Origin of the sequence: Cytobacillus massiliigabonensis (assembly GCF_900199725.1) — a bacterium.
Lineage (GTDB): Bacteria > Bacillota > Bacilli > Bacillales > Cytobacillaceae > Cytobacillus > Cytobacillus massiliigabonensis.
In genome coordinates, this window is the sequence record NZ_LT904903.1 from 568541 (window position 1) to 591233 (window position 22693).

Consider the following 22693-nt stretch of genomic DNA (forward strand, 5'->3'; position numbering starts at 1 on the left):
GGTGAAATTATAGTACCTGTGAAGATGCAGGTTACCCGCGACAGGACGGAAAGACCCCGTGGAGCTTTACTGTAGCCTGATATTGAATTTCGGTACAGCTTGTACAGGATAGGTAGGAGCCTTGGAAGCCGGAGCGCCAGCTTCGGTGGAGGCATCGGTGGGATACTACCCTGGCTGTATTGAAATTCTAACCCATGCCCCTGATCGGGGCAGGAGACAGTGTCAGGTGGGCAGTTTGACTGGGGCGGTCGCCTCCTAAAAAGTAACGGAGGCGCCCAAAGGTTCCCTCAGAATGGTTGGAAATCATTCGAAGAGTGTAAAGGCATAAGGGAGCTTGACTGCGAGACCTACAAGTCGAGCAGGGACGAAAGTCGGGCTTAGTGATCCGGTGGTTCCGCATGGAAGGGCCATCGCTCAACGGATAAAAGCTACCCCGGGGATAACAGGCTTATCTCCCCCAAGAGTCCACATCGACGGGGAGGTTTGGCACCTCGATGTCGGCTCATCGCATCCTGGGGCTGTAGTCGGTCCCAAGGGTTGGGCTGTTCGCCCATTAAAGCGGTACGCGAGCTGGGTTCAGAACGTCGTGAGACAGTTCGGTCCCTATCCGTCGTGGGCGCAGGAAATTTGAGAGGAGCTGTCCTTAGTACGAGAGGACCGGGATGGACGCACCGCTGGTGTACCAGTTGTTCTGCCAAGAGCATCGCTGGGTAGCTATGTGCGGAAGGGATAAGTGCTGAAAGCATCTAAGCATGAAGCCCCCCTCGAGATGAGATTTCCCATAGCGTCAAGCTAGTAAGACCCCTGAAAGATGATCAGGTTGATAGGTTTGAGGTGGAAGCGTGGTGACACGTGGAGCTGACAAATACTAATCGGTCGAGGACTTAACCATTAATGATTACTTGAAATTCTTCTTTAGCATTATCTAGTTTTGAGGGAACAAACCCTCATTATAAATAGTCTAGTGACGATGGCGAGAAGGTCACACCCGTTCCCATCCCGAACACGGAAGTTAAGCTTCTCAGCGCCGATGGTAGTTAGGGGCTGTCCCCTTGTGAGAGTAGGACGTCGCTAGGCAAGATGAAAGAGTACCCATAGGGTACTCTTTTTTTTTGTAAGTTTTAATGAAATCGTTGATGGCCAGAGTGAGAATAGACTAATTGTCCTGCTTATATTGGGATTGAAGGACAAAACTGTGTTATGTAACATGGAAAAAGGCCTTCATAAGATTGATGAAAGCCCAAATTAGCTTAAGAAACAAGAAAAAAGTCCTTCATCAGTTCAATGAAGGACCAAATTAGCCCAAGCAAGAGAAGAAAGGTCCTTCATAAAGCCGATGAAGACCTAAATCATTTCAAGCAACAAGGAAATGGTTCTTCATAAAGCCGATATGCCTTTTTATTTCTTTTTTAGAAAAGGATAGGATAATAGTAAGCCTAACAAATATAAAATAATTAAAAAGTAAACAGGAAGTAAATGAATGAAAGTTGTATACCCAATATATATATGTGTTCCAATCCCCGCTATAAACGCAGGTAATGCTCCTAAGCATAAAGTATTCCAAATCCAACGTTCCCCTTTTCTAAAGCCCCACAAGGAAATCATTAGAACAAGTAAACCAACACTTATAAGGGCACTGCCAAATCCTGTTCGGTCATGTGCGATAACAGGAATTAAATTGCTGCTAAAGTTATTTAACATTTGAGGTGACATGCACAAGAAGCTTAAGTCAGTGGCAACAAAAACTTTGGATACCCCTATGGTGGAAATAATGATCCCACCTACGACTATCAAAAATCCTAGCATAATAAATAGGAGCTGACCATAAAGCCCGTACTTCCACACTCGATCATTCTTTCCATGACTGGAAAAAGGGGAACCAGTGACTCTTCTTCCTTCTTTAAAGCTAAAATAATAGATCGGCATTAAAATAAGCCAAAATAAACCATGCAGCCAATCAAAGTAACCAAAGCCGATAAAAAGGAAAATACCAATAAATCCTACGATCGCTGCACTGTGAAAAGCAATCTTAGCCCAATGCATGTTGTTTTTTATTCCGTGGCGTGCAAGTTGAATATACAATATTCCTCCTGATATCATTGTTCCTGCTAACGCCATTCGATCATGTGACATAAAGGAAAGGATAAGCGGATTGACTTGGAAAATAGCAGCTCTTGTCAATCCGATAAACGATTCATCATAAGGGAGGATAACACTCGTAAATGCAAAATATAAGGCAATGATTCCTCCAATTAGGATGGAGAGACCAAACAGAAAGGACCAGGACCACTTTTGCTTATTAATCGATCGGACTTCTTCATATAATAATCGCTCATGAATTCGCTTTGGTAAACCTGGACCAGCTTTTACATAGCCATCTGTTAGTAGCAATAGATCTGCACCAGCATGGACTAGAGTATAAGCCTCCTCTGGAGATTCCACTCCACCCGAAGTTATAACTGTTAGTTCAGGGGAATGGGCTTTAACTTCTTTCACTATTTTAGCTAGACATTCATTTGCATTTGCATCCTCTTGCCAATAGCCGGCATCCGTTCGACGAGGAGAATTTATGACTATCCCACTAATACATGGATGCTTTACAAATTCCTTACTATCTAATTCGATTTTTTCTTTATCTTCAATGAAAAAAGAAACATAAAAAGAGCACTCTGAATTTTTAGCATCATTATCAACAAATGAGTTAATTTGCTCCCTTGTTCCGATAAAACCATCCACAAAGGGGGTTAAATGCTGCACAATTAAATTCCATTCATTTCTTGTAACATGTGTATCAATTTTAGCAAGAATAGGAATTTGAATGGTTAGGGCTGTTAACTTTTTTATAGCTAGTTTGAGAGGAACCTTCTCATAATGATTAGAAAATAGGATTTGATCATTTTCGATTTTAGGCTGGTTCTGTATATTAGGCTCCTTTAACACGATTGGCCCAATTTCTGCAAATCCAAATCCTAATTCTTGGAAGGCGTTAAGACCTGACAAATTAGGATCAATATGGCCGCTTAACCCGATTGGAGATGGAAATCTAGTATAATGAATATCCTTTTGAAATTCCCGAGGGGCTTTCATATGTCCTAAAAATTCAATAAGATTGCGACCACCAGGAATGGACGCGATTGTGCTCATGGATTTATGAATAAACTCCCTGCTTGTTTTCGGACTTAATTTATCTAGTAAGAGCTTTTTTAATGGATGATAAGACCAGTCTGGCATAAACAACACCTTCTAAACATAAATTTATGCTACTCTTTTAACTGTATCGTCCTTTTAATAAATGTAATTATTACTTTTATTCTAATTCTAGCATGTTTAGCTGCAAAGCATGAACTATCTCTCCTTTAGGGTTTCGAACTATCGTGGGATTGATCAAAAAGGATTAACACGCTGTAATTCAGGTTAATATAACAAGTAATTAGAAAATTTTTACCTTGTTTGTAATAAATGGTTCGCATAGTGGGATTTATTCTGTAAAATAAGAACTCAATAGGATTCAACTAAAAAATGATTTTCATCCTTCATGTCATTCAACACTATCTAAGGAGGCCTTTCATTGCTTGAAAATAGTTTTGTGATGGTCGCGATTATTCTTGTGATAAACATTGTGTATGTATCTTTTTTTACTATAAGGATGATTTTAACACTGAAGGGGCAGCGATACCTTGCAGCATTTATTAGCACGATTGAAGTAGTCATTTATGTAATTGGACTTGGACTTGTTCTTGATAATCTAAATGAAATACAGAATTTGATTGCGTATGCGCTGGGGTATGGGATTGGTGTAATTGTTGGTATGAAAATTGAAGAGAAGCTTGCTCTTGGTTATATTACGGTAAATGTAATTACGAAGGAATATGATAAAGATGTTCCGAAGGTGTTAAGAGAAAAAGGGTATGGCGTGACAAATTGGGCTGCAAATGGTTTAGAAGGAGATCGCATGGCTCTGCAAATTTTAACACCAAGGAAGTATGAACTAAAGCTTTACCAAACCATCAAAGAGCTGGATCCAAAGGCGTTTATTATCGCATATGAGCCTAAAACGATTCATGGGGGGTTTTGGGTGAAATCAGTAAAGAAAGGAAAGTTGTTTCGTGAGTAAGGGAAAACAGAAAATGTTATTTGAAGTACAGGAAAATGAAACGATAGATATGTGCCTCGATCGAATAAAAAAAGCAGGCTATATGCCAATAAGAAGAACTGAGAAGCCGATCTTTGAAGAAATCAAAAATGGTGCGGATGTAACCTATGAACCAGTAGGTCGGCAAATTATATTCGAAGCAAAAGTCATCCAATCCTAAAACACGAACAATGGATGTATGACTTCTTGTATTGTTCGATTTTAGGTTGACATGGCTCATGTTAAGTTGATAAGATGTGTATATAAGTTAAAATTGAACTGAATAACCCTCGTATAATAATGGGAATATGGCCCATAAGTTTCTACCCGATAACCGTAAATTATTGGACTATGAGGGAAAGTCGATACGTCCGGCAAATGAAGAAGGATATCCTATTTGAGTATGGATACTATTCATTATGCTTATTTGTGCCCGGTCAGATTGCTTTCTCTCATTGTAGAAAGCATCTGTCCGGGTTTTTTATATTTAATTGCTAAAATAATAGCTTTATAGATGAACTGGAGGAGAATAATGGAGACTAAGGTAGCTATAATCATGGGGAGCAAGTCGGACTGGGAAACAATGAAACATGCTTGCGAAATACTTGATGAGCTCGAAATTGAATACGAAAAAAAGGTTGTTTCCGCTCATCGTACTCCAGATTTAATGTTTGCCTATGCGGAAAGTGCAAGAGGAAGAGGAATAAAAGTTATTATCGCTGGAGCAGGTGGTGCTGCTCATCTTCCAGGAATGGTCGCGGCAAAAACATCGCTTCCTGTAATAGGTGTTCCTGTTCAAACCAAAGCGTTAAATGGTCTTGATTCTTTGTTATCTATTGTGCAAATGCCGGGAGGAGTTCCCGTGGCAACAGTTGCAATCGGAAAAGCTGGCGCAGCGAATGCTGGATTGCTTGCTGCTCAGATTTTAGGTACACAAGATGCTAATATTGCAGATCGTCTAGAACAGAAAAGAGAGCAAACAAAACTGGAAGTTTTAGAAAGTAGTGATGAACTTGTCTAATAAGATCATTTTCCCAGGTCAGACAATCGGGATTATTGGCGGCGGCCAGTTAGGGCGGATGATGGCCATTGCAGCCAAGGCCAATGGTTTTAGAATTGCAGTGCTAGACCCCACAGAGGATTCTCCGTGCGGGCAGGTTGCCGACTACAAGATTGTTGGTGAGTATCATAGCATTGATTCAATCCAAGAACTTGCCAAGGTGAGTGATGTAATCACTTATGAATTTGAAAATATAAATGCAGTGGCACTGAATTGGTTATGCGAGAATGCCTATGTTCCTCAAGGAACTGCATTACTTAAAATTACACAGGATCGCATACAAGAGAAGGCCGCCATCCAACATGCTGGCTTAGTGGTTGCACCATACGCAGTAATCGAAACGGAAGAGGCAATTTATGATAATATAGATAAGTTCGGGCTTCCAGCAGTATTAAAAACTTCCAGAGGCGGCTATGATGGAAAAGGTCAATATGTGATAAAAAGCAAAGAAGAGATTGCAGAGGCAAAACAGCTTCTTAATCAAGGCATATGTGTTCTTGAAAAGTGGATTCCCTTTGAAAAGGAAATTTCCGTCATTATTTGCAGAAACAGCAAGGCCGAAATAGCTGTGCTTCCAGTGGCAGAAAATATTCATAGAGAGAACATTCTTCATCAGACTATTGTGCCAGCAAGAATAACAAAATATGCAGAAGAGCAAGCTGTGCAAGCAGCTAAGCAGCTTGCACAGCACTTAGAACTCGTTGGAACATTGGCAGTAGAAATGTTTCTGGCGAAGGATGAGCAAATTTACATTAATGAGTTAGCTCCAAGGCCTCACAATTCGGGGCATTATTCGATCGAAGCTTGTGAAACCTCCCAATTTGAACAGCATATTCGCTCAATTTGTAATTGGCCGCTCGGGCAAACCAAGCTATTAAAACCAGCAGTAATGGTAAACATATTAGGAGAACATCAGCAGGGAATAATCGATCAAATTCCTTCATTGCCTGACTGGAAAATACATTTATATGGAAAAAGGGAAGCCAAGTATAAACGCAAAATGGGCCATGTCACGCTTTTACGTGATTCAGTTGAAGAAGCTTTTGCTGAAATAGAGGAAAGCAAGATATGGTCAGGTGTGACAGAAAAGATCGGAGGATAAAACATGATTGAACGCTATACAAGACCAGAGATGGGAGCCATTTGGACAGAGGAAAACCGTTTCCAGGCATGGCTCGAGGTTGAAATATTAGCTTGTGAAGCTTGGGCAGTGCTCGGCGACATTCCAAAGGAAGATGTCGAAAAAATCCGTGAAAAGGCATCATTTGATATTCAGCGAATTAAGGAAATCGAAGAAGAAACGAGACATGATGTTGTTGCTTTTACGCGTGCCGTATCAGAAACGCTTGGTGAGGAGCGCAAATGGGTTCACTATGGTTTAACATCAACTGACGTAGTGGATACTGCACTTTCCTACACGATTAAACAGGCAAATAATATTTTATTGAGGGATTTAGAGCGCTTTGTTGAGATTTTAGAAAATAAAGCGAAAGAGCATAAGTACACAGTTATGATGGGTCGTACGCACGGGGTTCATGCGGAGCCGACTACATTTGGATTGAAACTTGCTCTTTGGTACGAGGAAATGAAGCGAAATCTTGAGCGCTTTAAAGAGGCAGCTTCAGGGGTTGAGTTTGGGAAGATTTCAGGGGCAGTTGGGACCTACGCAAATATTGACCCATTTGTTGAGAAATATGTCTGTGAAAAACTTGGCCTGCAGCCTGCGCCAATTTCCACACAGACATTGCAGCGTGATCGTCATGCACATTATATGAGCACGATCGCACTTATAGCGACTTCAATTGAAAAATTCGCAACAGAAATTCGCGGTCTGCAAAAAAGTGAAACGCGTGAGGTAGAGGAGTTCTTTGCAAAGGGTCAAAAAGGTTCATCTGCTATGCCGCATAAACGCAACCCGATTGGTTCAGAGAATATGACGGGGATGGCAAGAGTCATTCGCGGGTACATGATGACAGCATATGAAAATGTAGCTTTATGGCATGAGCGTGATATTTCCCATTCATCTGCTGAAAGAATCATTCTTCCAGATGCAACAATTGCCTTGAATTATATGCTGAATCGATTTGGAAATATTGTGAAGAACTTAACGGTCTTCCCGGAAAATATGAAACGCAATATGGATCGAACGCTTGGTTTAATCTATTCCCAGCGTGTTCTTCTCGCGCTAATTGATAAAGGGTTAACTCGTGAAGAGGCATATGATACTGTTCAGCCTAAAGCAATGGAGGCATGGGAAAAGCAAGTTCACTTCCGCAGTCTTATTGAGCAGGATGAAAAAATCACAGATAAGCTTTCTGCAGCAGAAATTGATGATTGCTTTGACTATAACTATCATATCAAACATGTAGATACCATTTTTGATCGCTTAGGATTATAAGAAAAGCGGAAGCGCCTTGGTCATCGCCGTACAAATTGGAAGGACCGGTTCTTTCGATAAAGGAAACACGGTGAGCGAGAGGGAACGATGTTGACTTATGACCTCGAGCCCCTAGCAGCCGAAGCTAGACAATTCTCTAACACCAAAGTTATTTTTTCGTACCTAATAAAATAAAAGAGGTAAGAACTTTTCTTGCCTCTTTTATAAAAATAAAATTCCCAATCTTCTTAAAATAGGGGGCTTTCCAAGTGGAAAAAGGAACATTGCTATATGAAGGCAAGGCTAAAAAAATATACGAAACAAATGATCAGGGTGTTGTTTGGATCGAGTATAAAGACTCTGCAACTGCTTATAACGGAGAGAAGAAAGCAAGCATTACTGGGAAAGGCCGTTTGAATAACGAGATTACTAGTTTGCTATTTTCGAAGATTCAAGAGCTTGGGATTGATTCCCACTTCATTAAAAAGGTTTCAGAAACGGAACAGCTTGTAAAAAAGGTACAAATTATTCCTCTTGAAACGGTTGTCCGAAATATTTCTGCTGGGAGCTTCGCCAAACGATTGGGAGTAGAAGAAGGTGCACCGCTCGTAAGACCAATCGTAGAGTTTTATCTTAAAAATGATGCGCTGGGAGATCCACTTCTAACAGAGGACCATATTGAAATCCTTCAGTTTGCCAGCAAGGAAGAAGTCGCAATTTTAAAAGAAAAGGCACTGAAAGTAAACATAGTGTTATCTAGTTTATTCAAAGAGCTAGGCATTCGTCTTGTCGACTTTAAACTTGAATTTGGGAAAGACCATGATGGACATATTATGCTAGCTGACGAAATTTCGCCTGACACGTGCAGGCTTTGGGATATCCAAACGAATGAGAAGCTTGATAAGGATGTATTCCGCAGAGACCTCGGAAATTTGACAGATGCTTATGAAAATATTCTAGCCAGACTGGGAGGCCAAACAGTATGTACAAAGTAAAGGTATTCGTTACATTAAGGGAAAGTGTTTTAGATCCTCAAGGAACGGTAGTGAAAAGCTCACTGCATTCGTTAAATTATCATGAAGTTTCAGATGTCCGTATCGGTAAATACATGGAATTGACCATTGAAGAGTCAGATCGTCCTGTTGCTGAAGTGGTGAAGGAAATGTGTGAACGTTTACTAGCTAATGTTGTCATTGAAGATTACCGTTATGAAATTGAGGAGGCTGTTGCTCAGTGAGATTTGCGGTCATTGTTTTTCCTGGATCGAATTGTGATGTAGACATGTATCATGCAGTGAAGGATGAGCTTGGTGCTGAGGTAGAATATGTCTGGCATGATAAAGAAAGCCTAGATGAGTTTGACGGGATTCTTCTTCCTGGGGGCTTTTCTTATGGGGATTACCTCCGTTCTGGTGCAATTGCGCGTTTTAGCAATGTAATGAGAGAGGTTGTGAAGGCAGCAGAAGCGGGAAAGCCAGTGTTAGGCGTCTGCAATGGATTTCAAATTTTATTAGAAGCAGGACTTCTGCCAGGTGCAATGAGAAGAAATGAAAGCTTGAAGTTTATTTGCCGCCAAGTGGAATTAACGGTTGAAAATAACCAAACGATGTTTTCATCTGCATATGAAAAAAATGAAGTGATTACAATCCCTATCGCTCATGGTGAAGGCAACTATTATTGTGATGAAGAAACCCTTGCAAAATTGAAGGCAAATAACCAAATTGTTTTCACTTATAACGGCAGCAATCCAAATGGGAGTTTAGAAGATATTGCCGGTATCATCAATGATAAAGGAAATGTACTTGGGATGATGCCGCACCCTGAAAGAGCAGTGGATGAGCTTTTAGGAGGAGCAGATGGCTTGAAACTTTTTCAATCGATCGTAAAACAATGGAGGGAAGCACATGTCGTTAATGCTTGAACCAAATCCAGAACAATTAAAGGCACAGAAGGTATACAAGGAAATGGGTTTATCGGATGAAGAATTTGCGATGATTGAAAAGATTCTCGGGCGTCTGCCAAATTATACAGAAATTGGTCTTTTTTCTGTTATGTGGTCTGAGCACTGCAGCTATAAAAACTCGAAGCCTGTGTTAAAAAAATTCCCGACAGCGGGTGAGAAGGTACTCCAAGGACCCGGAGAAGGTGCAGGGATTGTTGATATCGGTGACGGGCAGGCTGTTGTTTTTAAAATTGAAAGCCATAATCACCCTTCAGCAATCGAGCCTTATCAAGGAGCGGCAACTGGAGTTGGCGGAATTATCCGTGATGTTTTTTCTATGGGTGCACGTCCCATTGCCATGCTTAATTCATTGCGCTTTGGGGAGCTGGACAATGCACGAACGAAGTATCTGTTTAAGGAAGTGGTTGCTGGTATTGCAGGGTATGGAAACTGTATTGGGATTCCGACAGTCGGCGGAGAGATACAATTTGAATCAGCCTATGAAGGAAATCCATTAGTTAATGCGATGTGTGTGGGATTAATTGACCATAAAGATATTCAAAAAGGCCAGGCACATGGAGTTGGCAATACTGTAATGTATGTCGGGGCAAAAACTGGCCGTGACGGAATTCATGGAGCGACCTTTGCTTCTGAGGAATTAACTGATCAATCAGAGGAAAAACGTCCAGCTGTTCAAGTAGGAGACCCATTCATGGAAAAACTTTTACTTGAAGCATGTCTTGAACTTGTGAAGTCAGATGCCCTAGTAGGTATTCAAGATATGGGAGCAGCAGGACTGACAAGCTCATCAGCCGAAATGGCGAGTAAGGCAGGATCAGGCATTGAAATGAACCTTGATCTAGTTCCACAAAGGGAAACAGGTATGACTGCTTATGAAATGATGCTTTCTGAGTCACAGGAGAGAATGTTGATTGTTGTGAAAAAGGGCAGAGAGCAAGAGATTGTTGATTTGTTCTCCAAATATGATCTAGAAGCAGTAGCTATTGGCAAGGTTACAGATGACAAAATGCTTCGCCTGATTCATAACGAAGAAATCGTAGCAAATGTTCCAGCGGATGCTCTTGCAGAAGAGGCACCTGTGTATCATAAGCCTTCTTGTGAACCTGAATATTATCGTGAGTTCCAAGCGATGGAAAATGAAATTCCAACAGTTGCTGATTATAAGGAAACACTGATCAAATTGCTTCAGCAGCCGACGATTGCTAGCAAAGAGTGGGTATATGACCAATACGATTATATGGTCCGTACGAATACAGTAGTTGCTCCTGGTTCTGATGCTGCAGTGCTTCGAATTCGCGGAACACGGAAAGGTCTAGCGATGACAACGGATTGCAATTCACGCTATATGTACTTAGACCCGGAAACAGGCGGCAAGATTGCTGTAGCAGAGGCGGCAAGAAACATTGTTTGTTCTGGCGGTGAGCCTTTAGCTATTACAGATAACTTGAATTTCGGCAATCCGGAAAAGCCAGAAATTTTCTGGCAGATTGAAAAATCAGCTGATGGGATTAGTGAAGCTTGCCGTACTTTAAATACCCCTGTTATTGGCGGGAATGTGTCATTATATAACGAGACAAATGGAGCAGCTATTTACCCTACACCAGTTATTGGGATGGTCGGTCTAGTTGCAGATATTAAGCATGCGACAACTCAATACTTTAAATCAGCTGGAGATCTTATTTATCTGTTAGGAGAAACGAAGGATGAGTTTGGCGGCAGTGAACTGCAAAAGCTTACATTTGGAAAGATATTCGGGAGAGCTCCTGAGATTGATTTAGAAAAAGAAGCCAATTACCAAAATCAAGTTTTACAAGCTATTCGGGAGGGGCTTGTTGCTTCCGCTCACGATGTTGCAGAAGGCGGCTTGGCTGTTGCTGCTGCGGAGAGTCTTTTCGGTTCAGGGAATCTTGGAGCAAATATAAAGATTACAGGAAATACAGTTTCAGCTTTATTCAGTGAATCCCAATCCCGTTTCCTGCTATCTGTGAAAAAAGAGGATCAGCAAGCATTTGAAAGCTTAGTAGACGCTAGGTTAATTGGAGAAGTGACAGATTTGCCTATCCTTCAAATTTCTTCCAAGGAAGGGCTTGTGCTTGCCGAGCAGGTTGAATTATTGAAAAAAGCCTGGAAAGGAGCTATCCCATGCTTGCTGAAATAAAAGGATTGAATGAGGAATGCGGCATCTTTGGTGTCTGGGGACATCCAGAAGCTTCGCAAATTACTTATTACGGCCTTCATAGCCTGCAGCATCGCGGGCAGGAGGGTACAGGAATTGTTGTAACAGATGGTGTGAAACTGAAGGGAAAAAAAGGAGAGGGGCTTGTTTCAGAAATTTTTACTTCTGAAGCGATTCAGGAACTGGAAGGAAAAGCTGCGATCGGACATGTAAGATATGCGACAGCAGGAGGCGGCGGTTATGAAAATGTCCAGCCGCTGCTGTTCAACTCTCAAAGCGGAAGCCTTTCTCTTTGCCATAATGGGAACTTAATTAATGCTACTGCATTACGGAGCCAGCTTGAGGCTCAAGGCAGTATTTTTCAAACAAGCTCTGATACAGAGGTGCTGGCTCATTTAATTAAACGTGGAGGATTCTCATCCTTTAAAGATAGGGTGAAAAATGCACTATCCATGGTTAAGGGAGCTTATGCATTTCTCATTATGACAGAAACAGAATTAATGGTAGCCCTTGATCCGAATGGAATGAGGCCTCTTTCATTAGGGAAAATTGGTGATGCATTTGTTGTCGCATCAGAGACTTGTGCATTTGACATCGTTGGAGCTGAGTTTGTTCGTGATGTAATGCCTGGTGAATTGCTAATTATTGATGATCAAGGAATCCATTCGGAAATGTTTGCCTTTGCCTCTAATATCGCCATGTGTACGATGGAATATATTTATTTTTCCCGTCCAGACAGCAATATAAATGGCATCAATGTTCACACAGCTAGAAAAAATCTTGGAAAACAATTAGCTATTGAGGTTCCGGTTGAGGCAGATGTTGTCACAGGAGTTCCAGATTCAAGTATTTCGGTTGCGATTGGCTATGCGGAGGCTTCTGGAATTCCGTACGAAATGGGACTAATCAAGAATAAATATGTGGGACGTACGTTCATTCAGCCTTCCCAATCGTTAAGGGAGCAGGGTGTGAAAATGAAGCTTTCACCTGTTCGGGGTGTGGTGGAAGGAAAAAGAGTCATCATGGTAGATGATTCCATTGTTCGCGGAACGACAAGCAGAAGAATCGTTTCGATGCTTAAAGAAGCAGGTGCGACAGAGGTACATGTGCTAATCAGCTCACCGCCTATTAAAAATCCATGTTTCTATGGCATTGATACTTCTACAAAGGAAGAGCTGATTGCTGCTAATCACTCTGTTGAAGAAATTAGAGAGATAATCGGGGCAGATTCACTGACTTTCCTTAGTGTGGAGGGCATGGTGGAAGCAATCGGGCGAAAGGAAGACGGAGAAACACGCGGCTCTTGCCTTGCCTGTTTTACCGGTAAGTATCCAACAGAAATTTACCCTGTTTCTTCAGAGGATAAAGTTCCTGCTGTTTAATGACATATGAAGGAAAGCGGCATTGTAAGACAGATGTCGTTTTTCTTTTCAAGAGAGACAATTGTATAAACAACTTGTTTTTAAAAAGGCTTAGTTATTATTCACTGTTGATTTTCATGTATGTATGAGGAGTAATAGGCGGAGAATTTCCGCCTATTACATAAAGAACATACTGAAGTAGCAGAAATAAGCGGAGAAATTCCGCTTAACTGCTCTAAATTAGACAAAATCCATCGAATTTGATCATATAAGCGGAAAAACTTCCCTTATTTTTGAGGAAATAGAGGTATTTCCCAATTTAGCCGGAATTTCTCCGTCTATTTTTAAAACATCGTAAAATTAACATTCCGTTTTAACATAGCCTTAAAAAAGAAAGTAAAGCTTTTGAGTTGGAGAATTATCTGGCACATTCGGACTATAATTGATCAAACTTTAGGACTCCTACGCAACGATTGCTTCATCAGGGATTTTCTAAGGCTCACCTTATTTTCTTTATCGAAGGTTTGTACGGCATTATTCAAGGCGATTGAGCTTCTCTAATAGGAGGAAAAATAAAATGGCAAATGCATATAAACAGGCTGGAGTGGACATTGAAGCTGGTTATGAAGCAGTTTCACGTATGAAAAAACATGTGCAAAAGACCATACGCCCAGGGGTGCTTGGAGGTCTTGGAGGTTTTGGCGGCATGTTCGATTTATCGATCTTACAATTAAAGGAACCTGTTCTTGTTTCAGGTACAGACGGTGTCGGAACGAAATTGATGTTAGCTTTTCAGATGGATAAACACGATACAATCGGAATTGATGCAGTAGCAATGTGTGTAAATGACATTGTGGTACAAGGTGCTGAGCCATTGTATTTCTTAGATTATATTGCATGTGGAAAAGCAGAACCGGCTAGAATTGAGGCAATTGTTAAGGGGATATCTGAAGGATGCGAACAGGCTGGCTGTGCGCTAGTTGGCGGGGAAACAGCAGAAATGCCCGGCATGTACAGCGAGGAAGAATACGACCTTGCAGGATTTTCTGTCGGTGCCTGCGAGAAAACAAAACTTGTGGATGGCACAACGATTAAGTCAGGTGATGTATTAATCGGGCTGGCTTCCAGTGGCGTCCATAGCAACGGCTATTCACTTGTTAGAAAAATATTCTTTGAGAAAGCAAATATGGAATTAACAGAGTATGTCGATGTATTTGGATGCACATTAGGAGAAGAATTACTGCGCCCGACAAAAATCTATGTGAAATCAATTTTATCAGCTTTGGATAAGTTTCCTATTAAAGGAATGGCCCATATTACTGGCGGCGGTTTTATTGAAAATATCCCCCGTATGCTGCCTGAGGGGTTAGGTGCTGAACTGATTGAGAGCAACTGGGAGGTGCCAGCTGTATTCAGGTTGATGGAAGAAATCGGTGAACTGGATCATAAGGAAATGTACAATATTTTTAATATGGGCACTGGTATGGTTGTTGCAGTAGATGAGGAAATAGCTAAAGAAGTAATGGTCTATTTTAATAGCTTAGGTGAAAAAGCTTATGTCCTTGGTAAAGTAACAGAGAGACCAGGCGTTGAAATATATAGGGGGAACCAATGAAAAATATCGCCATATTTGCTTCAGGGAGCGGTACAAATTTTCAGGCGATTGCAGATGCTGTAAAGGCAGATAAGCTATCTGCGATTATTAAGCTGCTCGTCTGTGATCGACCGGGGGCTTTCAGTATTGATAGAGCGATAAAAGAGTGCATCCCAGCGTTTGTTTTTTCGGCAAAAGAGTATGAAAGTAAAGAAGAGTATGAGACAGAAATTTTGCAGGAATTAAAAGAATTAGAGGTTGATTACGTCATTCTGGCTGGCTATATGCGTTTAATCGGTCCAACGCTTCTTAAGAGCTATGAGGGCAGGATTATTAATATCCATCCTTCACTTTTACCAGCCTTTCCAGGTAAAGATGCTATCGGTCAAGCGCTGAACGCGAATGTAAAAGAGAGCGGAGTAACCATTCATTTCGTTGATGAAGGGATGGATACTGGTCCGATTATTGCCCAGCAATCCGTTCTGATTAGTGAAGAGGAAACGATGGAAAGTCTTCAGGCCAAAATACATGAAATTGAACATGAATTATATCCTAAGATCCTGCAGGAAGTATTTAAAAAGTGAGTTATTGATGTAATCTTGCATATCCCGCTGCTAATTTTGCAAATTCATAAATACAGGATAAATCCTTATCAAAGAACTAATCAGGAGGATGACAGATGAAGAAACGAGCGCTTATAAGTGTGTCTGATAAACAAGGGGTAACAGCATTCGCCAAGCAATTAAATGAGTTAGGCTTTGAAATTATATCAACTGGCGGTACGAAAAAGGCTTTAGAAGAAAGTGGCGTTCCTGTAATTGGAGTGAGTGATGTAACGGGATTTCCAGAAATATTAGAAGGGCGTGTAAAAACATTAAATCCGATGATTCACGGGGGGCTTCTTGCTAAGTTTGATGAGCCTGCCCATAAGGCACAGCTAGAAGAACATCATATTGAGCCTATCCAAATTGTCTGTGTTAACTTATATCCCTTCCAGCAAACGATCGCAAAGCCTGATGTAACGGTAGAAGATGCAATTGAGAATATTGATATTGGCGGACCTGCCATGCTTAGGGCATCAGCTAAAAATCATGAGTATGTAACTGTAGTTGTGGACCCAGCAGATTACGAAACGATTCTATCTCAATTAAAGACTGCTGGTGAAGTAGAAAAGGAAACCCGCAGAAGGCTTGCTGCAAAGGTTTTCCGTCATACGGCTGCCTATGATGCGATGATTGCAGAATATATGACGAACCTTGTAAACGAAGAAGCTCCTGAAAAGCTTACAGTTACTTTTGAACGTAAGCAAACTTTAAGATACGGAGAGAATCCGCATCAAAGGGCAGCATTCTATCGCATGCCGCTTGGATCAGAATTTTCAATAGCAAACGCAGAGCAGCTGCATGGAAAGGAGCTTTCCTATAATAATATTAATGATGCAGATGCTGCCCTGCAAATCGTTAAAGAGTTTACGGAACCTGCCGCTGTAGCTGTAAAGCATATGAATCCATGTGGAATTGGCAGCGGGACAACGGTTTATGATGCGTTTTCAAAGGCATTTGCAGCTGATCCAGTTTCTATTTTTGGCGGAATTATTGCTTTCAATCGAGAAGTAGATGAAGAAACTGCCCGAAAGCTGTATGAAATCTTCCTTGAAATTATTATTGCCCCAGCTTATACAAGAGAAGCACTGGCTATTTTAACTGGGAAAAAGAATCTTCGTTTATTAACCATTCCTTTTCATACAGAAGGAAAGGAAGAAATAAGACTAACTTCGATTGAAGGTGGATTGCTCGTTCAGCAATATGATCAATTCACATTCGATCATGCTAGCGTATCTGTACCAACAAAGAGGGAGCCGACTGAAGAGGAATGGAAGGCGCTCAAGCTTGGCTGGAAGGTTGTCAAACATGTGAAATCAAATGCAATTGTCGTAAATAATGCAGCTATGACACTTGGGATTGGTGCTGGTCAAATGAACCGTGTGGGTGCTGCAAAAATTGCCCTTGAGCAGGCAGGCGAAAAGGCTGCTGGTGCAGTTATGGCATCAGATGCCTTCTTTCCAATGGATGACACCGTTGAAGAAGCGGCAAAGGCAGGCATAACAGCAATCATTCAGCCAGGCGGCTCTGTAAGAGACGAGGATTCGATCAAAAAGGCTGACGAGTATGGTATCGCAATGGTTTTTACAGGGGTAAGGCACTTTAAGCATTAATCGAATCTTCGGGGGTGTGGAAATGAAGGTATTAGTTATTGGAAGAGGCGGACGTGAGCATGCGATTTGCAGAAAGCTATCTGAAAGTCCCACCGTTAAGCAAGTTTTTGCTGCACCAGGGAATCCTGGAATGGAGGATGTTTCTCATCTAGTTGACATTCTAGAAAATGACCAAGAAAGACTTGTCCAATTTGCGAAAGAAAATGCTATTGGTTTAACGGTAATTGGTCCAGAGGTTCCTTTATTAGAAGGGATTGTGGATCGTTTTCAGAAAGAGGGCATGCCTGTTTTCGGTCCTAAGAAAGATGCTGCTGTCATAGAGGGAAGTAAATCATTCGCTAAAGAATTAATGCAAAAGTATGGGATTCCGACAGCAGAGTATGCGGTATTTTCCAATTATGAAGAAGCATCTGTGTATTTGGAAGAAAAAGGTGTGCCGATAGTTATAAAAGCGGATGGATTAGCGGCAGGTAAGGGCGTTACAGTCGCAATGACAATGGAGGAAGCTAGAAATAGCCTTAAGGAAATGCTTTTAGATGAAAGGTTCGGCAATGCTTCATCAACAGTTGTCATGGAGGAATTTTTAACAGGTGAGGAAATTTCTCTTATGGCTTTTGTGAATGGAGATATCGTCATTCCGCTTGAAATTGCTCAAGACCATAAGCGTGCATATGATGGGGATTTGGGTCCGAATACAGGCGGAATGGGTGCCTATTCACCTGTGCCGCAAATTAGTAATGAAATAATCAAGCAGGCTGTGAAGACTATTTTACAGCCGACAGCTAAAGCACTTGTCCAAGAAGGCAGGAGCTTTTGCGGGGTTTTATATGCCGGATTAATTATTACAGAATCTGGACCGAAAGTAATTGAGTTTAATGCACGATTTGGGGATCCGGAAACCCAGGTAATCCTCCCAAGAATGAAATCAGATTTAGCTGAAGTGATGCTAGCAGTTATCAATGGAAAAACACCTGAAATCATTTGGGATGAGGAAGTAATGCTTGGTGTTGTTGCAGCTTCCGTTGGATACCCAGAAGCATACCAAAAAGGTGCTGTATTGGAGGGGCTAGATAAAATTAATTCGGATGTTTACGTATTCCATGCGGGGACTGACAAAAATAATCTAGGGCAATTCCTTACATCTGGCGGACGTGTCCTTCTAGCAGCTGCAAAGGCAAAAACATTGGAAGAGGCACAAAAAATGGTGTATGCCGAATTAAAGAAGATTCATTGTTCAGGCATCTTCTATCGCAAGGATATTGGGCATCGAGCTATTCAGCACGCCGTTTATTAGATTTTCGAATGAATACAAACAGCAAAGCAACAATACTGCCAATCAGTGCAATCAATACAAAAGACATGTCAGTTAAATACTCCCAAAACATTTGAATCGCTCCTTTTTATGAAGCCCCCAATTTGATGGGGGCTATTCTTAATACCAGAAAGTAACTTTGAAGTTAAAAAGTTGTCTAGCGCAAGCGTCTTATCGCCTATCAAACTTCTGGCCCCTCCGCAACGATTGCGTCAACATCGGTTCGCTCTCGATCACCGTGTTTCCTATATCGAAAGAACCGGTCCTTCCAGTTTGTACGGCGATGATCAAGGCGCTTCCGCTTTTCTTCTTACGAAGGGTTATATGGAAGGATATCGCTGATTTCGATTTCTTCCCCGTTCTCATTTTGATTCTTTGAGCCAAGAAGATCTTGTCTATTCTCAAAGAGAGCAGTTATTGGGCAGAAGCGTACAATTCCCTCAGCTACCTTCATTGCCCCAAGAAATGCCAAGAACATGTAAGATTCACGCCAAGGCTTTTTCGTAAGCTTTGCTGTACTGCACGCTAATAGTGTGAGTCCACATGTGATTCGGATTAGTGCATTCACAGTCCCGATATTAGGCTTGATATTCATTCCTTCACCTTCTTCTAGAAAATATCACAAACTTTTCTATTTCTTTAATGCGTTAAATAGTGAATTATGGTAATATAAAACAAACTATGAAAGGGCTTTCTTGTTTGATTTAAAGCCATTTTTAACTATCACTATAACAGATAAATATAGAAACTAGAGGGAGGGATTCTTATGCTGGAACAGCGTTACCGCTGGAAAAACAAATATATACGTGATCATGTTTCCGTGTTAGACGGAAAACTGTCTCCGACGCTGCTTCTAAAAAATGCGCGGTATCTTAATCAGGCTTTTCGTAAATGGATGACGGCAAATATTTGGATATATGATGACCGCATCATTTATGTGGGGGAAATGATGCCTGAAACCATTAAAAATTGTGAAGTCGTGGATTGTGAAGGCTTATTGCTTGTTCCAGGTTATATAGAGCCCCATGCCCACCCGTTTCAATTATATAATCCCCATTCGTTTGCGAGCTATGCATCTCAGTTTGGTACAACAACGTTAATTAATGATAATATGGTTCTTGCGCTGCAGCTGGATAAAAAGAGAGCATTTTCATTTTTAAGTGAATTAGGGAATCTTCCTTCAACTATGTTTTGGTGGTGCAGATTTGATGCACAAACAGAAATCCAAAAGGAAGAAGTGATCTTTTCCCATCGAAATGTAAAATCATGGCTTGAGCATGAGGCTGTTCTGCAGGGAGGAGAATTAACAGGCTGGCCGAAATTATTAGCTGGTGATGATTTAATGCTTCATTGGATTCAGGAAACGAAGAGAATGAGAAAGAAGATTGAAGGGCATTTCCCAGGTGCATCTGAAAAAACGCTGGCGAAGCTAATGCTTCTGGGAGCAGATTGTGATCATGAAGCGATGAGCGGGAAGGAAGTATATAACCGGTTAATGCAGGGCTACACTGTATCTTTACGTTACTCATCGATTCGTCCGGATTTGCCGGTCCTGCTGGATGAAATGCATGAGCTTGGCATTGATTATTATGACCAGATATTTTTTACAACGGATGGTTCTTCCTCTTCCTTCTATGAGCAGGGAATGATCGATCAAATGATTCGGATTGCAATTGAAAAAGGTGTACCGGTGATTGATGCTTATAACATGGGGACAATTAATATTGCTCGTTATTATCAAATCAATCATCTTCATGGAGCGATTGCAACTGGAAGAGTGGCAAATATTAATTTCCTTCAAGCTGAAACAGATCCAACGCCAATTTCCGTGCTTGCTAAGGGGAAATGGGTAAAAAGGGATGGGATGCCATTGGATGCTTATCCCAGAATTTCATGGGAAGAAAAAGGATTTGAACCTTTAACTTTTGAATGGAATCTTTATCCGGATGATTTGCAATTTTCAATGCCATTCGGGATAAAAATGGAAAACGCTGTCATTACAAAGCCGTATTCCATATCGATTGATGCCTCAGTTGATCGATTGGCTGATACGAACGATGAATGTTTTTTCATGTTAATCGATAAAAATGGGCATTGGCGGATAAATACATTATTAAAGGGATTTGCTAATCGTTTAGATGGATTAGCCAGTTCGTTTTCAAATACTGGTGATATAATATTGATTGGGAAAACGAAGGAAGACATTGTACTGGCTTTTAATCGAATGAAGGAACTAGGAGGAGGCATTGTAGTCTCTGAACAAGGGAAAATTGTTCAAGAAATTCCGCTAAAAGTCAAAGGTGTTATGTCTGATCAAAAAGTAGAAAATTTAATTGAAGAAGAAAAGAAGCTTCTTGCTTATTTGAGAAAAAGAGGCTACAAATTTGCCGATCCAATTTATTCGCTTTTATTTTTTTCATCGACTCATTTGCCATATATTCGAATCACTCAGCAAGGAATGTATGATGTGATGAATAAAACAGTACTCTTTCCGACGATAATGCGTTAAAATATAAAAGAGTTTTTATGATTTGCTAATGAGTATCATAAAATTGATTCATTTAATTGCAACATATTCAGCTTAAATAGACGACGAGATTAAATACCGAGGTGCTCTATGCTTAATAGATGGATGGCTGTTTCTATTGTTGGTTTACTCTTAATTGCAGGATGCAGCAAGAATGATCATACAGCTGTTGAAAATGAAGATGAATTGATTGAGGTTCCAGAAGACGAATCTAATGAGGTTTCTAGTGTGGAAGAACTTCCCTATCAATTTCCGTTAACAGGTGTTGGAACAGAAAGTAAAGCGGATAGCCGTGCGGTTGCTGTTATGATCAATAATCATCCGAAAGCCCGTCCGCAATCAGGACTTGATAAAGCAGATATTGTTTATGAATTATTAGCGGAAGGGAATATAACGCGGTTTCTCGCTATTTACCAGAGTGAACAGCCAGAAAAGATCGGCCCTGTACGAAGTGCAAGAGACTATTACATTGAGTTAGCAAAAGGGTATGACAGTCTATATATTGCTCATGGGTATAGTCCAGAGGCGAAGGATATGCTTGATAATGGCTATATTGATAATTTAAATGGGATTACTTATGATGGCACACTATTTAAGCGTGCAAGTTTCCGGAAGGCTCCCCATAATTCTTATATTTCATTTGAGAATATCCTTGAGGGAGCAGAGGAAAGAAGCTATGAAATGGATAATGCACCATCTGCACTTACTTTCTTGAATAAAAGCGAATTAGAAAATATAAATGGGGAAGATGCCTCATCAGCCATGGTATCCTATTTTAACAGCAATGTTTTTAACTCCATTTATGAGTATGATGAAGCGCTAGAAAAGTATAAACGTTATACTGATGGAGAGCTGACTAAGGATTATGAGTCCGAAGAGCCTGTATTGCTGGATAATATTCTTATTGTTGAAACGGATCATAAAGTGATTGATAATGCCGGTCGAAGAAAGATTGATCTAACTTCCGGCGGCAGGGCATATTTGCTTCAAAAAGGGAAATGGCAAGAAGTAAGATGGGAAAATGTCGATGGGAAAATTCTGCCTGTCATAAATGGAAAACAAGCAGGACTTGTACCCGGAAGGACATGGATTAATGTCATTCCTTCAATTCCAGGTCTAGAACAGACGGTTTCTTTCGATGTGAAGGAGTAGTATTTTACGCAGATTAACGGGCTGTAATACTCCAACTTCAAGAAGTTGAGGGAACAAAAAATTCTAAGTGGGGGTCTAACAGCCCGTAAAGACCCGATTGGTTCAACTAACAATCAGTGGGTGTTGAGGGCCGACTAAGCATTCCGCGTCCTGTGCGTCGGAAAACCCCCACTGATTGAGTTTCATTTTATTTAAAAAGGGGATACATGCATGCAAATTGATAAATTAAGAGGAAAAGAACTTGACCAGCTTTTTAATTCAATTTTGTCATTAAATGATTTAGAAGAATGCTATCGCTTCTTCGATGATCTATGTACGGTCAATGAGATTCAGTCCCTTGCCCAGAGGCTAGAGGTTGCCCGCATGCTGCGCGAAGGGAAAACCTATCATAAAATTGAAACGGAAACTGGAGCTAGTACGGCAACAATTTCCCGCGTTAAGCGCTGCCTGAACTATGGAAATGATGCGTATGAAATGGCTTTAGAACGGATAAAGAAAGAAGATGCGGAAACAGCAGAATAATTTTATGGCTAGAACGGACTTGCAAAAGTGAAGTAAGTTTATTAAAAGTTTGTTAGCAGGTTAAGGGAAGAAGCTTGGAACATTCGTGTTTCAGGCTTATTTTACTTTGTAACCCCTAAGAAAAAGGTCACTCATAAGAGGAATGAAGCCCATATACGAACAGCGCCCCCCGAAAAAAGTCGCTCATAAGAAGAATGAAGCCCGTATACGAACAGCGCCCCCCGAAAAAGGTCACTCATAATAGGAATGAAGCCCGTATACGAACAGCGTCCCCCGAAAAAGGTCACTCATAATAGGAATGAA

The 22693-nt window shown here is 40.9% G+C and carries 20 protein-coding genes, 1 rRNA gene, 1 riboswitch and 2 other annotated features (1 of these 24 only partly in view); of the genes, 18 read left to right on the forward strand and 3 right to left on the reverse strand.

The window, feature by feature from the left end; translation table 11 throughout:
- Position 1, forward strand: a sequence feature (23S ribosomal RNA rRNA prediction is too short); it begins 346 nt to the left of the window's first position.
- A gap of 9 nt (positions 2-10) precedes the next feature.
- Positions 11-880: a sequence feature (23S ribosomal RNA rRNA prediction is too short), on the forward strand.
- 80 nt (positions 881-960) lie between these two features.
- Positions 961-1077 (forward strand): 5S ribosomal RNA (gene rrf, locus C1726_RS08955).
- Positions 1078-1398: 321 nt separating this feature from the next.
- Here the strand turns inward: rrf and C1726_RS08960 are convergent.
- A complete protein-coding gene (locus tag C1726_RS08960; RefSeq protein WP_102272811.1) occupies positions 1399-3231 on the reverse strand; it encodes a dihydroorotate dehydrogenase in 1833 nt (610 codons plus the stop codon).
- Between the two features lie 337 nt (positions 3232-3568).
- Between C1726_RS08960 and C1726_RS08965 the strand changes: the two genes are divergently transcribed.
- From C1726_RS08965 to purD, 14 genes are all read left to right on the forward strand, one after another.
- Complete coding sequence (locus C1726_RS08965; RefSeq protein ID WP_102272812.1) at positions 3569-4114, forward strand: DUF2179 domain-containing protein; 546 nt, start codon at positions 3569-3571, stop codon at positions 4112-4114.
- Positions 4107-4313 carry an NETI motif-containing protein gene (locus tag C1726_RS08970; protein ID WP_102272813.1) on the forward strand — a complete coding sequence of 69 codons (207 nt, stop codon included), beginning with the start codon at positions 4107-4109 and terminating at the stop codon, positions 4311-4313. Before C1726_RS08965 ends, C1726_RS08970 begins: the two co-directional genes overlap by 8 nt.
- A gap of 89 nt (positions 4314-4402) precedes the next feature.
- A riboswitch (purine riboswitch) is annotated at positions 4403-4504 on the forward strand.
- A gap of 160 nt (positions 4505-4664) precedes the next feature.
- Positions 4665-5153: a 5-(carboxyamino)imidazole ribonucleotide mutase gene (gene purE / locus C1726_RS08975; RefSeq protein WP_102272814.1), complete on the forward strand. Its 489-nt coding sequence runs from the start codon at positions 4665-4667 to the stop codon at positions 5151-5153.
- Positions 5140-6294: a 5-(carboxyamino)imidazole ribonucleotide synthase gene (gene purK / locus C1726_RS08980; RefSeq protein ID WP_180968147.1), complete on the forward strand. Its 1155-nt coding sequence runs from the start codon at positions 5140-5142 to the stop codon at positions 6292-6294. Before purE ends, purK begins: the two co-directional genes overlap by 14 nt.
- A 3-nt stretch (positions 6295-6297) precedes the next feature.
- Entirely contained in the window at positions 6298-7590 is a 1293-nt protein-coding gene (gene purB / locus C1726_RS08985; RefSeq protein WP_102272815.1) for an adenylosuccinate lyase, read from the forward strand.
- 248 nt (positions 7591-7838) lie between these two features.
- Entirely contained in the window at positions 7839-8564 is a 726-nt protein-coding gene (gene purC / locus C1726_RS08990) for a phosphoribosylaminoimidazolesuccinocarboxamide synthase (RefSeq protein WP_102272816.1), read from the forward strand.
- Positions 8552-8806 carry a phosphoribosylformylglycinamidine synthase subunit PurS gene (purS, locus tag C1726_RS08995; RefSeq protein ID WP_102272817.1) on the forward strand — a complete coding sequence of 85 codons (255 nt, stop codon included), beginning with the start codon at positions 8552-8554 and terminating at the stop codon, positions 8804-8806. Before purC ends, purS begins: the two co-directional genes overlap by 13 nt.
- Entirely contained in the window at positions 8803-9489 is a 687-nt protein-coding gene (purQ, locus tag C1726_RS09000; protein ID WP_102272818.1) for a phosphoribosylformylglycinamidine synthase subunit PurQ, read from the forward strand. Before purS ends, purQ begins: the two co-directional genes overlap by 4 nt.
- A complete protein-coding gene (gene purL, locus C1726_RS09005) occupies positions 9473-11689 on the forward strand; it encodes a phosphoribosylformylglycinamidine synthase subunit PurL (RefSeq protein ID WP_102272819.1) in 2217 nt (738 codons plus the stop codon). The genes purQ and purL overlap by 17 nt, the downstream gene beginning before the upstream one ends.
- A complete protein-coding gene (gene purF / locus C1726_RS09010) occupies positions 11674-13089 on the forward strand; it encodes an amidophosphoribosyltransferase (RefSeq protein ID WP_102272820.1) in 1416 nt (471 codons plus the stop codon). Before purL ends, purF begins: the two co-directional genes overlap by 16 nt.
- 556 nt (positions 13090-13645) lie before the next feature.
- Complete coding sequence (purM, locus tag C1726_RS09015) at positions 13646-14683, forward strand: phosphoribosylformylglycinamidine cyclo-ligase (protein ID WP_102272821.1); 1038 nt, start codon at positions 13646-13648, stop codon at positions 14681-14683.
- Entirely contained in the window at positions 14680-15246 is a 567-nt protein-coding gene (gene purN / locus C1726_RS09020; RefSeq protein WP_102272822.1) for a phosphoribosylglycinamide formyltransferase, read from the forward strand. Before purM ends, purN begins: the two co-directional genes overlap by 4 nt.
- Positions 15247-15341: 95 nt before the next feature.
- Positions 15342-16877, forward strand: a complete 1536-nt coding sequence (gene purH, locus C1726_RS09025) for a bifunctional phosphoribosylaminoimidazolecarboxamide formyltransferase/IMP cyclohydrolase (protein ID WP_102272823.1) — start codon at positions 15342-15344, stop codon at positions 16875-16877.
- Positions 16878-16899: 22 nt separating this feature from the next.
- Positions 16900-18171: a phosphoribosylamine--glycine ligase gene (gene purD, locus C1726_RS09030; protein WP_102272824.1), complete on the forward strand. Its 1272-nt coding sequence runs from the start codon at positions 16900-16902 to the stop codon at positions 18169-18171.
- Here purD and C1726_RS26935 read toward each other — a convergent pair.
- Together C1726_RS26935 and C1726_RS09035 are read right to left on the reverse strand one after the other, a co-directional pair.
- Complete coding sequence (locus tag C1726_RS26935) at positions 18149-18262, reverse strand: EYxxD motif small membrane protein (RefSeq protein ID WP_328158976.1); 114 nt, start codon at positions 18260-18262, stop codon at positions 18149-18151. The two genes, purD and C1726_RS26935, sit on opposite strands and share 23 nt — an antisense overlap.
- Before the next feature lie 237 nt (positions 18263-18499).
- Entirely contained in the window at positions 18500-18784 is a 285-nt protein-coding gene (locus C1726_RS09035; protein WP_102272825.1) for a YgaP family membrane protein, read from the reverse strand.
- A gap of 171 nt (positions 18785-18955) precedes the next feature.
- Between C1726_RS09035 and C1726_RS09040 the strand changes: the two genes are divergently transcribed.
- From C1726_RS09040 to C1726_RS09050, 3 genes are all read left to right on the forward strand, one after another.
- Positions 18956-20698 carry an adenine deaminase C-terminal domain-containing protein gene (locus C1726_RS09040; protein WP_102272826.1) on the forward strand — a complete coding sequence of 581 codons (1743 nt, stop codon included), beginning with the start codon at positions 18956-18958 and terminating at the stop codon, positions 20696-20698.
- Positions 20699-20806: 108 nt separating this feature from the next.
- Positions 20807-21868: a DUF3048 domain-containing protein gene (locus C1726_RS09045; protein ID WP_102272827.1), complete on the forward strand. Its 1062-nt coding sequence runs from the start codon at positions 20807-20809 to the stop codon at positions 21866-21868.
- A 210-nt stretch (positions 21869-22078) separates the two neighbouring features.
- A complete protein-coding gene (locus C1726_RS09050) occupies positions 22079-22390 on the forward strand; it encodes a YerC/YecD family TrpR-related protein (protein WP_053479283.1) in 312 nt (103 codons plus the stop codon).
- The last annotated feature ends 303 nt before the right edge of the window (positions 22391-22693 follow it).